The 14,102-nt window shown below is 70.5% G+C and carries 15 protein-coding genes; 9 read left to right on the plus strand and 6 right to left on the minus strand.

Features of this window, described 5'->3' with window-relative positions:
* Positions 1-8: 8 nt before the first annotated feature.
* A complete protein-coding gene (gene tkt, locus JOE43_RS11255) occupies positions 9-2,102 on the minus strand; it encodes a transketolase (RefSeq protein ID WP_209517799.1) in 2,094 nt (697 codons plus the stop codon).
* A gap of 299 nt (positions 2,103-2,401) precedes the next feature.
* On the opposite strand from tkt, the gene JOE43_RS11260 reads away from it, so the two are divergent.
* Entirely contained in the window at positions 2,402-3,325 is a 924-nt protein-coding gene (locus JOE43_RS11260) for a heme o synthase (RefSeq protein WP_209517801.1), read from the plus strand.
* A gap of 4 nt (positions 3,326-3,329) precedes the next feature.
* Positions 3,330-3,776: an N-acetyltransferase gene (locus JOE43_RS11265; protein ID WP_209517803.1), complete on the plus strand. Its 447-nt coding sequence runs from the start codon at positions 3,330-3,332 to the stop codon at positions 3,774-3,776.
* Between the two features lie 57 nt (positions 3,777-3,833).
* Here JOE43_RS11265 and JOE43_RS11270 read toward each other — a convergent pair whose 3' ends face one another.
* A complete protein-coding gene (locus JOE43_RS11270; RefSeq protein ID WP_374073042.1) occupies positions 3,834-4,802 on the minus strand; it encodes a heme A synthase in 969 nt (322 codons plus the stop codon).
* Between the two features lie 365 nt (positions 4,803-5,167).
* Between JOE43_RS11270 and sufB the strand changes: the two genes are divergently transcribed.
* The 5 genes from sufB to JOE43_RS11295 are packed head-to-tail and all read left to right on the plus strand — an operon-like array spanning position 5,168 to position 9,271.
* Entirely contained in the window at positions 5,168-6,586 is a 1,419-nt protein-coding gene (gene sufB, locus JOE43_RS11275; RefSeq protein WP_056054850.1) for a Fe-S cluster assembly protein SufB, read from the plus strand.
* Complete coding sequence (sufD, locus tag JOE43_RS11280; RefSeq protein WP_209517805.1) at positions 6,587-7,804, plus strand: Fe-S cluster assembly protein SufD; 1,218 nt, start codon at positions 6,587-6,589, stop codon at positions 7,802-7,804. It begins immediately after the preceding gene.
* Positions 7,801-8,133, plus strand: coding sequence for a non-heme iron oxygenase ferredoxin subunit (locus JOE43_RS11285; RefSeq protein ID WP_209517806.1), 333 nt, complete (start codon positions 7,801-7,803; stop codon positions 8,131-8,133). The genes sufD and JOE43_RS11285 overlap by 4 nt, the downstream gene beginning before the upstream one ends.
* Before the next feature lie 11 nt (positions 8,134-8,144).
* Complete coding sequence (gene sufC, locus JOE43_RS11290; RefSeq protein ID WP_167259201.1) at positions 8,145-8,936, plus strand: Fe-S cluster assembly ATPase SufC; 792 nt, start codon at positions 8,145-8,147, stop codon at positions 8,934-8,936.
* Positions 8,937-8,938: 2 nt separating this feature from the next.
* The gene (locus JOE43_RS11295; protein WP_056054862.1) at positions 8,939-9,271 is read left to right on the plus strand and encodes a metal-sulfur cluster assembly factor; all 333 of its coding nucleotides are present in this window, start codon (positions 8,939-8,941) and stop codon (positions 9,269-9,271) included.
* Positions 9,272-9,353: 82 nt separating this feature from the next.
* Here JOE43_RS11295 and JOE43_RS11300 read toward each other — a convergent pair whose 3' ends face one another.
* Complete coding sequence (locus tag JOE43_RS11300; protein ID WP_209517808.1) at positions 9,354-9,959, minus strand: biotin transporter BioY; 606 nt, start codon at positions 9,957-9,959, stop codon at positions 9,354-9,356.
* Positions 9,960-10,106: 147 nt separating this feature from the next.
* Here JOE43_RS11300 and abc-f point away from each other — a divergent pair, with 147 nt between their 5' ends.
* The gene (abc-f, locus tag JOE43_RS11305; RefSeq protein ID WP_056054864.1) at positions 10,107-11,705 is read left to right on the plus strand and encodes a ribosomal protection-like ABC-F family protein; all 1,599 of its coding nucleotides are present in this window, start codon (positions 10,107-10,109) and stop codon (positions 11,703-11,705) included.
* A 45-nt stretch (positions 11,706-11,750) separates the two neighbouring features.
* Here abc-f and JOE43_RS11310 read toward each other — a convergent pair whose 3' ends face one another.
* Genes JOE43_RS11310 through JOE43_RS11320 form a run of 3 tightly spaced genes read right to left on the minus strand, consistent with a single transcriptional unit; the run spans position 11,751 to position 13,245 of the window.
* Positions 11,751-12,620, minus strand: coding sequence for an SURF1 family protein (locus tag JOE43_RS11310; protein WP_209517810.1), 870 nt, complete (start codon positions 12,618-12,620; stop codon positions 11,751-11,753).
* A complete protein-coding gene (locus JOE43_RS11315; RefSeq protein ID WP_209517812.1) occupies positions 12,617-12,862 on the minus strand; it encodes a hypothetical protein in 246 nt (81 codons plus the stop codon). Before JOE43_RS11315 ends, JOE43_RS11310 begins: the two co-directional genes overlap by 4 nt.
* Positions 12,862-13,245: a DUF3099 domain-containing protein gene (locus tag JOE43_RS11320; RefSeq protein ID WP_209517814.1), complete on the minus strand. Its 384-nt coding sequence runs from the start codon at positions 13,243-13,245 to the stop codon at positions 12,862-12,864. The genes JOE43_RS11315 and JOE43_RS11320 overlap by 1 nt, the downstream gene beginning before the upstream one ends.
* 146 nt (positions 13,246-13,391) lie before the next feature.
* Here JOE43_RS11320 and fabG point away from each other — a divergent pair, with 146 nt between their 5' ends.
* Positions 13,392-14,102, plus strand: a complete 711-nt coding sequence (gene fabG, locus JOE43_RS11325; RefSeq protein WP_209517816.1) for a 3-oxoacyl-ACP reductase FabG — start codon at positions 13,392-13,394, stop codon at positions 14,100-14,102.

Genomic DNA, 14,102 nt, shown 5'->3' on the forward strand with positions numbered 1-14,102 from the left:
GCCGGCGCTCAGAGAGCGGCCAGCGAGTCCTTGGCGGCGGCGACGGCGGCTTCGGTGGTGATGCCGAACTCGCGGTAGAGCGTCTTGTAGTCGGCCGAGGCACCGAAGTGCTCGATCGACACGCTGCGACCGGCGTCACCGACGATGCCGCGCCACGGCATGGCCACACCGGCCTCGATCGAGACGCGGGCCTTGACGGCCGCGGGGAGCACGGCCTCCTTGTACGCCGCGTCCTGCTCGTCGAACCACTCGAGGCTCGGGGCCGAGACGACGCGGGCGTTCACGCCCTCGCCGCGGAGGACCTCACGGGCCTCGACGGCGATCTGGACCTCGGAGCCCGTCGCGATGAGGATCACGTCGGGCGTGCCGCCCGGGGCCTCGGCGAGCACGTAGGCGCCCTTGGCGACGTTGGCGGCGGAGGCGAAGGTCTCGCCCTCCGCGTCGCCGGTGCCGCGCTCGAAGACCGGCAGGTTCTGACGGCTCAGCGCCAGGCCCGCGGGGCCGTTGTGGCGGTCCAGGATGGTCTTCCAGGCCCAGGCGGTCTCGTTGGCGTCGGCGGGGCGGACCACGTCGAAGTCGGGGATCGCACGGAGGGCGGCGAGCTGCTCGATCGGCTGGTGGGTCGGGCCGTCCTCGCCGAGGGCCACGGAGTCGTGGGTCCAGACGTAGGTGACCGGCGACTTCATCAGCGCGGCGAGACGCACGGCGGGGCGCATGTAGTCGCTGAAGATGAGGAAGGTGCCGCCGAACACGCGCGTGTTGCCGTGCAGGGCGATGCCGTTCATGATCGAGCCCATGGCGTGCTCGCGGATGCCGAAGTGCAGGACGCGGCCGTAGGGGTTGCCCTGCCACTCGTGGGTCGACCACTCGGTGGGCACGAACGAGCCGCCGCCCGCGATGGTCGTGAGGTTGGACTCGGCCAGGTCGGCCGAGCCGCCCCAGAACTCGGGGACGACGCCGGCGATGGCGTTGATCACCTTGCCGGAGGCGGCACGGGTCGACACCTCCTTGTCGGCGGGGAAGACCGGGAGGGCCTCGTCGAGCCCCTCGGGCAGCTCGCCCGTGAGGACGCGGTCGAGGAGGACCTTCTTCTCGGGGTTGGCCGCAGCCCACGCGTCGAAGGAGGTGCGCCACTCGGCGTGCTGCGCCTGGCCGCGCTCGACGGCGCCGCGGGTGTGCTCGAGCACGGCGGGGTCGACGTCGAAGGTCTTCTCCGGGTCGAAGCCCAGGACCTCCTTGAGGCCCGCGAGCTCCTCGGCGCCGAGCGCCGAGCCGTGGATCTTGCCGGAGTTCTGCTTCTTCGGCGAGGGCCAGCCGATGATGGTCTTGAGGACGATCAGCGAGGGCTTGCTCGTCTCGGCCTTGGCGGCCTCGATCGCCTCGAAGAGGGCGGCGACGTCCTCGACGTACTCGCCCGTCTTCTTCCAGTCGACGACCTGGACCTGCCAGTCGTACGCCTCGTAGCGCTTCTGGACGTCCTCCGTGAAGGCGATGTTGGTGTCGTCCTCGATGGAGATCTGGTTGCTGTCGTAGATCACGACGAGGTTGCCGAGCTGCTGGTGGCCGGCCAGCGAGGAGGCCTCGCTGGTGACGCCCTCCTGCAGGTCGCCGTCGCCGGCGATGACGTAGACGAAGTGGTCGAACGGCGAGGTGCCGACGGCGGCCTCGGGGTCGAAGAGGCCGCGCTCGAAGCGGGCGGCGTACGCCATGCCCACGGCGGAGGCGAGGCCCTGGCCCAGGGGACCGGTCGTGATCTCGACGCCGTCGGTGTGGCCGTACTCGGGGTGGCCGGGGGTCTTGCTGCCCCAGGTGCGGAGCGCCTTGAGGTCGTCGAGCTCGAGGCCGTAGCCGCCCAGGTAGAACTGCACGTACTGGGTCAGCGAGCTGTGGCCCACCGAGAGCACGAAGCGGTCGCGGCCGATCCACTCGCTGTCGCTCGGGTCACGACGCATGACCTTCTGGAAGAGGAGGTACGCGGCGGGCGCGAGGCTCATCGCCGTGCCGGGGTGGCCGTTGCCGACCTTCTCCACGGCGTCGGCCGCGAGCACGCGGACGGTGTCGACGGCCTTGTTGTCGATGGATTCCCATTGCAGATCTGCCACTGGAAGTTGACCCTTCTTGTTGCGAACTGCGCGGGGTCGATGCGGACCCGCGCGGACATGCGCCTGCCGAGACGTCGTCGGCTGCGGCCGCACGTTCACAACGATGTGGAGATCAGGACAGGGAGGTGTTCGTTCCGGTGTCGGGAATCCAGCGCGGAGCAGACGTGCAACTGGCAAGCACCTGCCAGTATAGGGACGTACCGAGCTCGCGTGCCCGCAGGTGACGCCCGGTGCCGTGTCAACGCGGACGTTCATCGCCTAGACTCTCCGGGCACCCCGTTCGTCTCGTTAGAGGACTCATGACCGCAGCCATCGACACCCGCCCCGACACCGCACCCCGGGGCTTCCGTCGCAAGGCTCGGGCGTACGTGGCCCTCACCAAGCCCCGCGTGATGGAGCTGCTGCTCGTCACGACGGCCCCGACGATGTTCCTGGCCCAGGGCGGCGTCCCGAACCTCTGGCTCGTGCTCGCGACCCTCGTCGGCGGGGCGCTCAGCGCGGGTTCGGCCTCCGCGTTCAACTGCTACATCGACCGCGACATCGACCGCATCATGAAGCGGACACAGGGCCGCCCCCTCGTCACGGGCGAGGTGACCGACCGCGAGGCGCTGGTCTTCTCGTACGTGGTGGGCGTCGCCTCCATCGTCTGGCTGGCCCTCACGGTCAACCTGCTGTCGGCGGCCCTCTCGCTCGGCGCGATCCTCTTCTACGTCGTCGTCTACACGCTCTGGCTGAAGCGCCGCACCCCGCAGAACATCGTCTGGGGCGGCATCGCGGGCTGCATGCCCGTCCTGATCGGCTGGGCGGCCGTGACGAACGACCTCAGCTGGCCGCCCGTCATCCTCTTCATGGTGATCTTCCTCTGGACGCCCCCGCACTACTGGCCGCTCTCGATGAAGTACCGCGACGACTACGCGGCCGCCGACGTCCCGATGCTCGCCGTCGTCCGCGGTCGTTCACTGGTCGGCCTCCAGGTCATCCTCTACGCCTGGGCCACGGTCGCCTGCTCCCTCCTGCTCGTCCCCGTCGCCGGCATGGGCGCGCTCTACACCGTCATCGCCGCGGCGAGCGGCGCCTGGTTCATCTGGGAGTCCCACCGCCTCTACAGCCGCGCCATCCAGCAGGTCGCCGAGGTCCGCCCGATGCGCGTCTTCCACAGCTCCATCACGTACCTGACGCTGCTCTTCCTGGCCGTGGGCGTCGACCCGCTGCTGCCCTTCTAGGCCCGTGCCCGCCTCCGGCTGGTCCACGCGTCCGGCGCGCCCCGGCGACGTCGGCGCCCTGGCCGACCTCAAGCTCCACGCCCTGCGCGTCGACCTCGAGCGGGCCGGCGTCTGGCGTCCGTCGTACAACCGTGCCCGGTTCGTCCGCGAGTTCGTCCCGTCCGAGACCACCGTGGTCGTCGACGACGACGGCGGCGTCGTCGGCTGCCTCGCCGTCCACCCCGAGGGCGGGACGACCTGGCTGCGCCACTTCTACCTGCGCGAGGAGGCGCGGGGCCGGGGCATCGGCACCCGGCTCGTCACCGATGCCGTCGCCTCGGCCACCACGCCGACGGTGACCCTCGACGTGCTGACCGGGAGCCGCGTCGAGTCGCTCTACCGGCGGCTGGGCTTCGAGCCGGTCTCGGACGACGGGATCGACACGATCATGCGGCTCGACCTGCCCCGCTGACGACGACGGCGCCCCGCCCCGAGACCGGGACAGGGCGCCGAGGAGGCGGTGCGAGCGTCAGACGCGGAGCTCGGCCTCACGGACGGGAGCCTCGACCTCGTCGGGCTGCTGGTCGTTCCTCAGGGAGAGCAGCACGGCCGTCATCGCGGAGACGAGGAGCGCGGCCAGCACCATGTGGCTGCCGACGAGCACGGGCGGCAGCCCCGTCCGGGCCTGGAGCAGCCCGACGGCGATCTGCACGAGCTCCACGGCGAGCAGCAGGAGCGGGAATCGACGGGGGAGTCCCGACCGCAGGGTCCAGGCGACGAGCGCGACGGTCAGCAGGAGGGTCGCGTACGCGGGCCAGCTGTGCACGTGCTCCATCACCTCGGGTGCGAGGCCGTTGCGGGGCGTCGCCGCGTCGCCGGCGTGCGGCCCGGCGCCGGTCGTGAGGATGCCGACCACGACGGTGACGGCCACGACGACGGCCGCCGCCCGCGCCAGGAGGGCGTAGCCCCGGGGAGTCGCGGCCCGGGTGCCGCGAGGACCGTGCAGCACGCGGTACACCAGCACCGTCGTCAGGGCGACCAGCACGACGGAGACCACGAAGTGGGCCCCGACGATGTAGGGGTTGAGGCCCGTCAGGACGGTGATGCCGCCGAGGACCGCCTGGAACGGGATGCTCAGCCCCTGGACGAGGGTGATGCGGAAGAGCTCCGGGCGCACCGTGCGGATGCGCAGCACGGCGAGGAAGGCGAGGATGACGACGAGCGTGAGCACGAAGGTGAGCAGCCGGTTGCCGAACTCGATGACGCCGTGGATGCCCATCTCGGGCGTCGACACGAAGGAGTCGTCGGTGCATCGGGGCCACGTCGGGCAGCCGAGGCCTGACCCGGTCAGCCGTACCGCGCCTCCGGTGCCGATCAGCAGCACCTGGCAGACGAGCGACGCCCAGGCGATGAAGCGCACGCGCGAGTCGACCGTCGTGGGCAGCCACGCCCAGGCTCTCGACAGAACGCCCGGGGTGGTCTGGTCTGCCTTGCTCACAGTCTCCTGCCTTTCGTCGATTTCAGGACTCCGCCCTGTAGAATCGACGGGTTCAGGAACACAACCCGGCACGGCGTCGACGGAGACGCCGCGAGACAGCTGAGGCGGACGAGCACCACGGGGTCGAGAGGCTCCGGGTGCGGGTCACAGTCTAGGCAACGCACCCTGGCACTCCGCTCGCGGAGGGCCCGCCGGCCACCCGCGACGATCACCGCCCCGGGGGGCCGTCGACGGGGCGGCGATCGTCACGCGGACCGGGGTGTTCGACTCGCACCGCGAGGAACGGCCCGTCGTCGCCCGCGGCGAGCACCATGGGAATGGTGGCTCCGCGCACCGCGTTCGGTCCGTCAGAGAAAGAGGTACACATGTCAGACGTGCTGATCGACCGCCCCGAGCTGGACGGCCTGGGACAATACGAGTTCGGCTGGTCCGACTCCGACGCTGCCGGCGCCTCCGCGCGCCGCGGCGTCTCGCCCGAGGTCGTCACCGACATCTCGAACCTCAAGAGCGAGCCCGAGTGGATGCTCAAGAACCGCCTCAAGGGCCTCACGCTCTTCGAGCGCAAGCCGATGCCGACGTGGGGCGCCGACCTCTCGGGCATCGACTTCGACAACATCAAGTACTTCGTCCGGTCGACCGAGAAGCAAGCGACCACCTGGGACGAGCTGCCCGACGACATCAAGAACACCTACGAGAAGCTCGGCATCCCCGAGGCCGAGCGCAACCGCCTCGTCGCCGGCGTCGCCGCCCAGTACGAGTCCGAGGTCGTCTACCACCAGATCCGCGAGGACCTGGAGCAGCAGGGCGTCATCTTCATGGACACCGACACGGCGCTGCGCGAGCACCCCGAGTTCTTCCAGGAGTACTTCGGCTCGGTGATCCCCGCCGGCGACAACAAGTTCGCGGCGCTGAACACGGCGGTCTGGTCGGGCGGCTCGTTCGTCTACGTGCCCAAGAACGTCCACGTCGAGATCCCGCTGCAGGCCTACTTCCGCATCAACACGGAGAACATGGGCCAGTTCGAGCGCACGCTGATCATCGCCGACGAGGGCAGCTACGTGCACTACATCGAGGGCTGCACCGCCCCGATCTACAAGAGCGACTCGCTGCACTCGGCCGTCGTCGAGATCATCGTGAAGAAGAACGCCCGCGTGCGCTACACGACGATCCAGAACTGGTCGAACAACGTGTACAACCTCGTCACCAAGCGCGCCATCGCGCACGAGGGCGCGACGATGGAGTGGATCGACGGCAACATCGGCTCCAAGGTCACGATGAAGTACCCGTCCATCTACCTCGCGGGCGAGCACGCCAAGGGCGAGACCCTGAGCGTCGCCTTCGCCGGCCCCGGCCAGCACCAGGACGCCGGCGCGAAGATGATCCACATGGCGCCCTACACGACGTCGTCCATCGTCTCGAAGTCGATCGCCCGCGGTGGCGGCCGTGCGGGGTACCGCGGCGAGGTCCGGGTCGACGACTCAGCGCACCACAGCGCCAACACGGTGCGCTGCGACGCGCTGCTCGTCGACACCATGTCGCGCTCTGACACGTACCCGGCCATCGACATCCGCGTCGACGACGTGCAGCTGGGCCACGAGGCCACGGTCTCCCGCGTGAGCGAGGAGCAGCTGTTCTACCTCATGTCGCGCGGCATGGCGGAGGACGAGGCCATGGCCATGATCGTCCGTGGCTTCATCGAGCCCATCGCGCGGGAACTCCCGATGGAGTACGCCCTCGAACTCAACAAGCTCATCGAGATGAGCATGGAAGGATCCGTCGGCTAGATGTCCGCCGTAGCACCCACCACAACGAGCACGACCCCCGAGGGCGTGCAGCACGGCGCGAAGGCGCACAGCGACGGAGGCTGGGGCGCCGTCCCGGTCCAGACCCGCTCCGAGCGCTTCCGCAGCACCGACCCGGCCGCGTTCCCCGCGGTCACCGGCCGTGAGGTCGACTGGAAGCTCAGCCCGGTCGAGCGGCTGCGCCCGCTCATCGACGGGCCCCTGGACGGCTCTCCCTACGCGTACCTCGCGCGGGAGACCGCCGGGGCGACGGTCGACTGGGTCGACCGGAGCGACTCCCGCGTCGGTCGGGCCGGCCAGCCCGAGGACAAGGCCTCGGCCTCGGCCTGGGCCGCGACCGAGAAGGTGCTGCTCGTGACCCTGAGCGGCGACGAGCCCTCGACCGTGACGATCGGGCGCTCCGGCCTCGACACGGCCCCGCGGGCCGGCCACACCCTCATCCACGCGACGGCGAACTCGACGTCGCTGGTGGTGCTCCGCAACACCGGTGCCGCGCAGCTCGTCGAGAACGTCGAGATCGTGGTCGACGACGGCGCGCACCTCACCGTCGTGACGCTGCAGGAGTGGGACGACGAGGCGATCCACCTCGCCAGCCACTTCGCGACCATCGGGCGCGACGCCCAGCTCAAGCACTTCGTGGTCTCGCTGGGCGGGTCGGTCGTGCGGGTCAACCCCTCGGCGCACCTGGCCGGGCAGGGCTCCGACGCCGAGCTCTACGGCGTCTACTTCGCGGACGCCGGCCAGCACCTCGAACAGCAGGTCTTCGTCCACCACGACGCACCGAACAGCCGGAGCCGCGTGAACTACAAGGGCGCGCTCCAGGGCGAAGGCGCCCGCACCGTCTGGATCGGCGACGTGCTCATCGCGCGCACGGCGCCCGGGACCGACAGCTACGAGCAGAACCGCAACCTCGTCCTCAGCGAGGGCACGCGGGCCGACTCCATCCCGAACCTCGAGATCGAGACCGGCGACATCGCCGGGGCCGGCCACGCCAGCGCCACGGGCCGTTTCGACGACGAGCACCTCTTCTACCTCCAGTCGCGGGGCATCGACGAGGCCGAGGCACGTCGACTGGTCGTGCTCGGCTTCCTCAGCGAGGTCGTCCAGAAGATCGGCGAGCCCGAGCTGCAGGAGCGCCTCATCGCCGCCCTCGAGGTCGAGCTGACCTCCGGCCCGTCCGTCTCGGAGCCCACGGCGTGAGCACGCGCGTCTGCTCCTCCGACGAGATCACGCCCTCCCAGGCGCTCCGCGTCGTCGTCGACGGCGTGGCCGTCGCCGTCGTGAAGGACAGCGCCGGGGTCATCCACGCCATCGGCGACACCTGCACGCACGGCGACATCTCGCTCTCCGAGGGCTTCGTCGAGGACGACACCCTGGAGTGCTGGGCGCACGGCTCCAAGTTCGAGCTCACCTCGGGCAAGCCGTTGACCCTCCCCGCCTACGAACCCGTCCCGGTCTTCGCCGTCTCCGTCGTCGACGGCGACGTCTTCGTCGACACCACCGCGTCGCCCGCCGGCGTCGCACAGTAAGGAATGAACGCATGAGCACTCTCGAGATCCGCGACCTCAAGGTCAGCATCGACACCGACGCCGGCCCCAAGCCGATCCTGAAGGGCGTCGACCTGACCATCAAGGAGGGCGAGATCCACGCCGTCATGGGCCCCAACGGCTCCGGCAAGTCGACCCTCGCCTACACGATCGCCGGACACCCGCGCTACAACGTCGACGGCGGCTCGATCCGCCTCGACGGCGTCGAGGTGCTCGACATGAGCGTCGACGAGCGCGCCAAGGCGGGGCTCTTCCTGGCGATGCAGTACCCGGTCGAGATCCCCGGGGTCACCGTCTCCAACTTCCTCCGCACGGCGAAGACCGCCCTCGACGGTGAGGCCCCCGCCATCCGTGGCTGGATCAAGGACCTCCGCGAGTCGATGTCGGCGCTGAAGATGGACTCCGCCTTCGCCGAGCGCAACGTCAACGAGGGCTTCTCCGGCGGCGAGAAGAAGCGCCACGAGATCATGCAGCTCGAGCTCCTCAAGCCGAAGTTCGCTGTCCTCGACGAGACCGACTCCGGCCTCGACGTCGACGCGCTCAAGATCGTCTCGGAGGGCGTCAACCGGGCGAAGGCCAACACGGGCCTCGGCCTGCTGCTGATCACGCACTACACGCGCATCCTCCGGTACATCAAGCCCGACTTCGTCCACGTCTTCGTCGACGGCCACGTCGCCGACGAGGGCGGCCCGGAGCTCGCCGACCGCCTCGAGAACGAGGGCTACGACCGGTACGTCTCCGCCGCGGCGGCTGCGGCGGCCGTCGACGCCCCGGTCGGCAGCTGACCGTGGCGGTCGCACTGGCCCCGGAGAAGTTCGACCAGGTCGCGGAGGCCCTCAAGGAGGTCGTCGACCCCGAGCTCGGGGTCAACATCGTCGACCTCGGCCTCATCTACGACCTCGCCATGGACGAGGAGCACGAGAACGCCCTCATCATCAGCATGACGTTGACGTCGGCGGGCTGCCCGCTGACCGACGTCATCGAGGCCGACACCGCGAACGCGCTGGACGGCGTCGTCGACGCTTTCCGGATCAACTGGGTCTGGATGCCGCCGTGGGGCCCCGACCGGATCACGGACGACGGCCGCGACATGATGCGCGCCATCGGCTTCTCGATCTGACGGACCCGGCTGACGCCGGACACGACGACGGGCCCCGGTCTCCTCGACCGGGGCCCGTCGTCGTGCGTCGGGGCAGCTGCGCTCAGCGCTCCAGGCGACGGAGCCCGCGCCACGCCAGGGGCAGCACCGAGGCGGCGATCAGCCACTTCGCGACGCCGCCGACGATGAAGGGGGCGACACCGACGGTCAGCACGGTCGCGAGGGTCACGTCGACCCCGAGGCTGCTGAGGACGACGGCGAGGTACGGCAGGCCGACCACGAAGGGCACGAGGCTGGCGAGGAAGAACGCGACGACCGACAGCAGCCACTTCTTGTCCCAGTCGCGCTGGGAGAGCCAGCCCACGAGCGCCGCCGCCGGGACGAACCCGATGATGAAGCCGAAGCTGGGCTTGAGGACGCTGAGCGGGCCGCCGGTGAACTCGGCGAAGATCGGGAGGCCGACGACACCGAGCACCAGGTAGGTCAGCATCGAGAGGGCCCCGCGACGCGCCCCGAGGGTCGCACCGACGAGCATCACCGCGAGCGTCTGGCCCGTGACGGGGACGGGCCAGAGGGGAACCTGCACCTGGGCGAGGGCACTGGTGAAGGCCGCTCCGCCGAGGACGAGGGCGACGTCGGTGGCCCAGCTCCTCGTCACCAGGCGGTCGGCGAGGACCGGCCGTGAGATCGGTGCAGCAGTGTTCGTCATGCAGTCTCCTAGAATGGGTAGGTTGATCGGCCGAGCGGCTGGTCGGCAGCGCAGTGCTGCGACCCCCTCCACGCGATGTCTCATCCTAAAGGCGGCCCCTGCTCGGGCTGCGTTGTGGACATCCTCCCAATCGATTGGAATCCTGCTGTGCTCTCCGTGCACGACCTCGAGATCCGCGTCGGCGCCCGCCTGCTGATGGCCGACGTGAACTTCCGCGTCGACAAGGGCGACAAGATCGGTCTCGTCGGGCGCAACGGCGCCGGCAAGACCACCATGACCAAGACGCTGGCGGGGGAGACCCAGCCGACCGACGGCAAGATCGAGCGCGGCGGCGAGATCGGCTACCTGCCGCAGGACCCCCGGAGCGGCAACCCGGAGGACCTGGCCCGTACGCGCATCCTCGACGCCCGCGGCCTCGGTCAGCTCCTCCTCGGCATCCAGGAGGCCACCCTCCTCATGGGCGACCCGGACGCCGACGTCGCCGCCCGCGCCATGAAGCGGTACGGCGACCTCGACGACCAGTTCAACGCCCTCGGCGGCTACGCGGCCGAGGCCGAGGCCGCCTCGATCGCGAGCAACCTCAGCCTGCCGGACAGGATCCTCGACCAGCCGCTGTCGACCCTCTCCGGCGGTCAGCGCCGACGCATCGAGCTGGCGCGCATCCTCTTCTCGGCCGCCGACACGATGATCCTCGACGAGCCCACCAACCACCTCGACGCCGACAGCGTCGTCTGGCTTCGCGAGTACCTCAAGACCTACCAGGGCGGCGTCATCGTCATCAGCCACGACATCGAGCTGGTCGAGGAGGTCGTCAACCGCGTCTTCTACCTCGACGCCAACCGCCAGGCGATCGACATCTACAACATGGGCTGGCGGAACTACCAGCGCCAGCGCGCCGCCGACGAGGAGCGCCGCAAGAAGGAGCGCTCGAACGCCGAGAAGCAGGCGTCGGCGCTGCAGAAGCAGGCCGCGCGCTTCGGCGCGAAGGCGTCGAAGGCCGCGGCGGCCCACCAGATGGTCGCCCGTGCCGAGAAGCTGCTCTCGGGCCTCGAGGAGGTGCGCGCCGTCGACCGCGTCGCCAAGCTGCGCTTCCCGACGCCGGTGGCCTGCGGCAAGACGCCCCTGATGGCCTCGAACCTCTCGAAGAGCTACGGCTCGCTGGAGATCTTCACGGCCGTCGACCTCGCCATCGACCGCGGCTCGAAGGTCGTGATCCTCGGGCTGAACGGTGCGGGCAAGACCACGCTGCTGCGCATCCTCGCCGGCGTCGACGAGCCCGACACCGGGCAGCTCGAGCCGGGCCACGGCCTGCGCGTCGGCTACTACGCCCAGGAGCACGAGACGATCGACGTCGCCCGCAGCGTGCTCGAGAACATGGTCTCGTCGTCGCCGAACATCACCGAGATGGAGGCGCGGCGCGTGCTGGGCTCGTTCCTCTTCACCGGCGACGACTCCGCCAAGCCGGCCGGCGTCCTCTCCGGCGGTGAGAAGACCCGCCTCGCCCTGGCGATGATCGTCGTCTCCGGCGCCAACGTGCTGCTCCTCGACGAGCCCACGAACAACCTCGACCCCGCCAGCCGCCTGGAGATCCTCGACGCCCTCGCCAACTACGAGGGCGCGGTCGTCCTGGTCAGCCACGACGAGGGAGCGGTGGAGGCGCTGAACCCGGAGCGCGTGCTGATCATGCCCGAGGGCACGGAAGACCACTGGACGAAGGACTACAGCGACCTCATCAACCTCGCCTGACCGGGGGCGGCCCGCCGCCACCGGTCGGGCCGCCGGCGTCGGCGGTCAGTGCCCGGCGGCGTCGAGCAGTTCGTCCTCCGCGTCGTTGTCGGCGAGCGGCCGGGCAGCGCGCCGGCGGGCACGCTCGGCCTCCCGGACGCGGGCTTCGTCGCCGTCGGCGCCCTCCTCGTCGAGGGCCCTGTTGCGGCGCTCCTGCCGGAAGACGTAGAAGAGGAAGGCGAAGGCGCCGACCGCGAACATGATCCACTGCACGAAGTAGGACAGGTTCAGGCCCGTGTCGATCTCGGGTGCGCTCGCCTTCACGGGAGCCTCGGCCGGCGCCGGCGTCTCGCTCTGCAGCAGGCCGTACGAGGCGCTGTATATCGTGCCGCTCACCCGGGCCTGCACCTCGCTGAGCTGCACGGTGGCGATCTGGTTCGTGCCGGGTACGCCGGTGCGCGACCCGAGGGCGGGCTCGCCCGGCTTGAGGCGGGCGGTCACCGTGACCTCGCCCTCCGGGGGAGCAGGCACCTCGTCGGGGGCGTCCTGGTCGTTGCCCGTGGGCACCCAGCCGCGGTCGACCACGAAGACGTCGCCGCCGGTGACCCGGAACGGCACGAGCACCTCGAAGCCGGGCTGCCCGTTGAGGGGCCGGTTGCGCACGAGCAGGGTCTCGTCGGCGGCGTACGTCCCGGTCATGCTCACCGGCTGCCACTCCAGCGCGGGGTCGTAGGAGTCGAGGGCGGGCACGGCCTCGTCGAGGGGCACGGGGGCCGCGTCGTAGCGCTGCTCGAGCAGCTGGTGGACGACGACCATCTTCTCCTCGTGGCGGCTCCACTGCCAGTGGGCGAGGAAGCCGCAGACCACCGCGAAGACGACGACCACGCCGAGGTAGCCCAGCCACTTGCGGGCGCCGGTGGCGCGCACGTCGCTCACCGCGCCTCCTCGGGGACACGGTCGACCGTGACGCCCGCGGCCGTCACGACGACGGGGAAGTCGCGCGCGCGGAGGAACTCGGCGAGGAAGTCGACGTGCGCGGCGCAGGCCGACCAGACCTTCACCCGGTCGAGCCCGTGGATCTTCGGGTTCCGCCAGTTGACCGCGGAGACGGCGGAGGCGGTGCACCCGGCGCGCGAGCACTGGACGTCACCGGGGCCGTCGAGACCGAGGCCGAGCATCAGCGGAGAACGCCGTCGGCACCCGCCACGGGTGCGTCGTCGTCGGGGTCGTCGTCGACGACGACCGGCCGGACGGGCTCCGGGGCGGGGGCCTCGGCCTCCGGCTGCCACGCCGGGTCGGGGCCGCGGTAGAGCTCGACGCCGCCGGGGCGCTCGACCTCCTGCCCGGACTCGTGGCCCACGTTGGCGAGGACGACGGCGACGTAGGGGATGACCACGGCGCCCAGGACGGGGAGCAGGGTCCACCAGGAGAGCGGGATGACGAAGCAGAGGGCGATGCAGACGATGCGGATCCCGGTGGCCAACAGGTAACGGCGCATGCGGGAGTGGCGGTCGTCGGTCGGCGACGGGGGGAGGGAGGTGATCGGCTGGGAAGTCTTCATGCACTCACGGGCTCAGAGCGCCACGGGCGGCGCGTGAGCCGATCTTAAGCCCGACAGCCGACAGTAGGCTGGTCGGCGGCCGCGAACGGCCACGACCTCCGGTCGCCCCCCACGCTGCGCCCGACGCACGACCCCGAGGAGACACCATGACCACGCCCCGCACCGTCCTCGTCACCGGCGGCAACCGCGGCATCGGCCGCGCCATCGCCGAGGAGCTCGTCGCCCGGGGGCACCGCGTCGCGGTGACCGCGCGCAGCGGCCAGGGCCCCGAGGGCACGATGACGGTCGTCGCCGACGTGACCGACTCCGCCTCGGTCGACGCCGCCTTCACGGCCGTCGAGGCCGAGCTCGGCCCGGTGGAGGTCGTCGTGGCCAACGCCGGCATCACGAAGGACGGGCTCCTGATGCGGATGACCGAGGACGACTTCACCTCGGTGGTCGACACCAACCTCGGCGGGGCCTTCCGTGTCGTCAAGCGCGCCTCGAAGGGCATGCTCAAGGCACGCTTCGGCCGCATCGTGCTGGTGTCGAGCGTCGTGGGGCTCTACGGCGGCCCGGGGCAGGTCAACTACGCGTCGTCGAAGGCCGCCCTCGTGGGCTTCGCGCGGTCGTTGACCCGCGAGGTCGGCGCCCGCGGCATCACGGCCAACGTCGTGGCGCCCGGCTTCATCGAGACGGACATGACCGCGGTGCTGCCCGAGGAGCAGCAGGCCGAGTACCGGAAGACGATCCCCGCGCAGCGCTTCGGCACCGCCGGCGAGGTCGCGAAGACCATCGCGTGGCTGTCGAGCGACGACGCCGCCTACATCTCCGGCGCCGTCATCCCCGTCGACGGCGGCCTCGGCATGGGGCACTGA

Source organism: Frigoribacterium sp. PvP121, assembly GCF_017833115.1.
Taxonomy (GTDB): Bacteria; Actinomycetota; Actinomycetes; order Actinomycetales; family Microbacteriaceae; genus Frigoribacterium; species Frigoribacterium endophyticum.

Excerpts from the sequence above, each read along its gene's own strand:
- JOE43_RS11260 (WP_209517801.1), top strand. The coding sequence starts at position 2,402 with ATGACCGCAGCCATCGACACCCGCCCCGACACCGCACCCCGGGGCTTC.
- JOE43_RS11315 (WP_209517812.1), bottom strand. The coding sequence starts at position 12,862 with ATGCTCGGCCTCGGTCTCGACGGCCCCGGTGACGTCCAGTGCTCGCGC.
- sufB (WP_056054850.1), top strand. The coding sequence starts at position 5,168 with ATGTCAGACGTGCTGATCGACCGCCCCGAGCTGGACGGCCTGGGACAA.
- JOE43_RS11320 (WP_209517814.1), bottom strand. The coding sequence starts at position 13,245 with ATGAAGACTTCCCAGCCGATCACCTCCCTCCCCCCGTCGCCGACCGAC.
- sufC (WP_167259201.1), top strand. The coding sequence starts at position 8,145 with ATGAGCACTCTCGAGATCCGCGACCTCAAGGTCAGCATCGACACCGAC.
- sufD (WP_209517805.1), top strand. The coding sequence starts at position 6,587 with ATGTCCGCCGTAGCACCCACCACAACGAGCACGACCCCCGAGGGCGTG.
- JOE43_RS11300 (WP_209517808.1), bottom strand. The coding sequence starts at position 9,959 with ATGACGAACACTGCTGCACCGATCTCACGGCCGGTCCTCGCCGACCGC.
- fabG (WP_209517816.1), top strand. The coding sequence starts at position 13,392 with ATGACCACGCCCCGCACCGTCCTCGTCACCGGCGGCAACCGCGGCATC.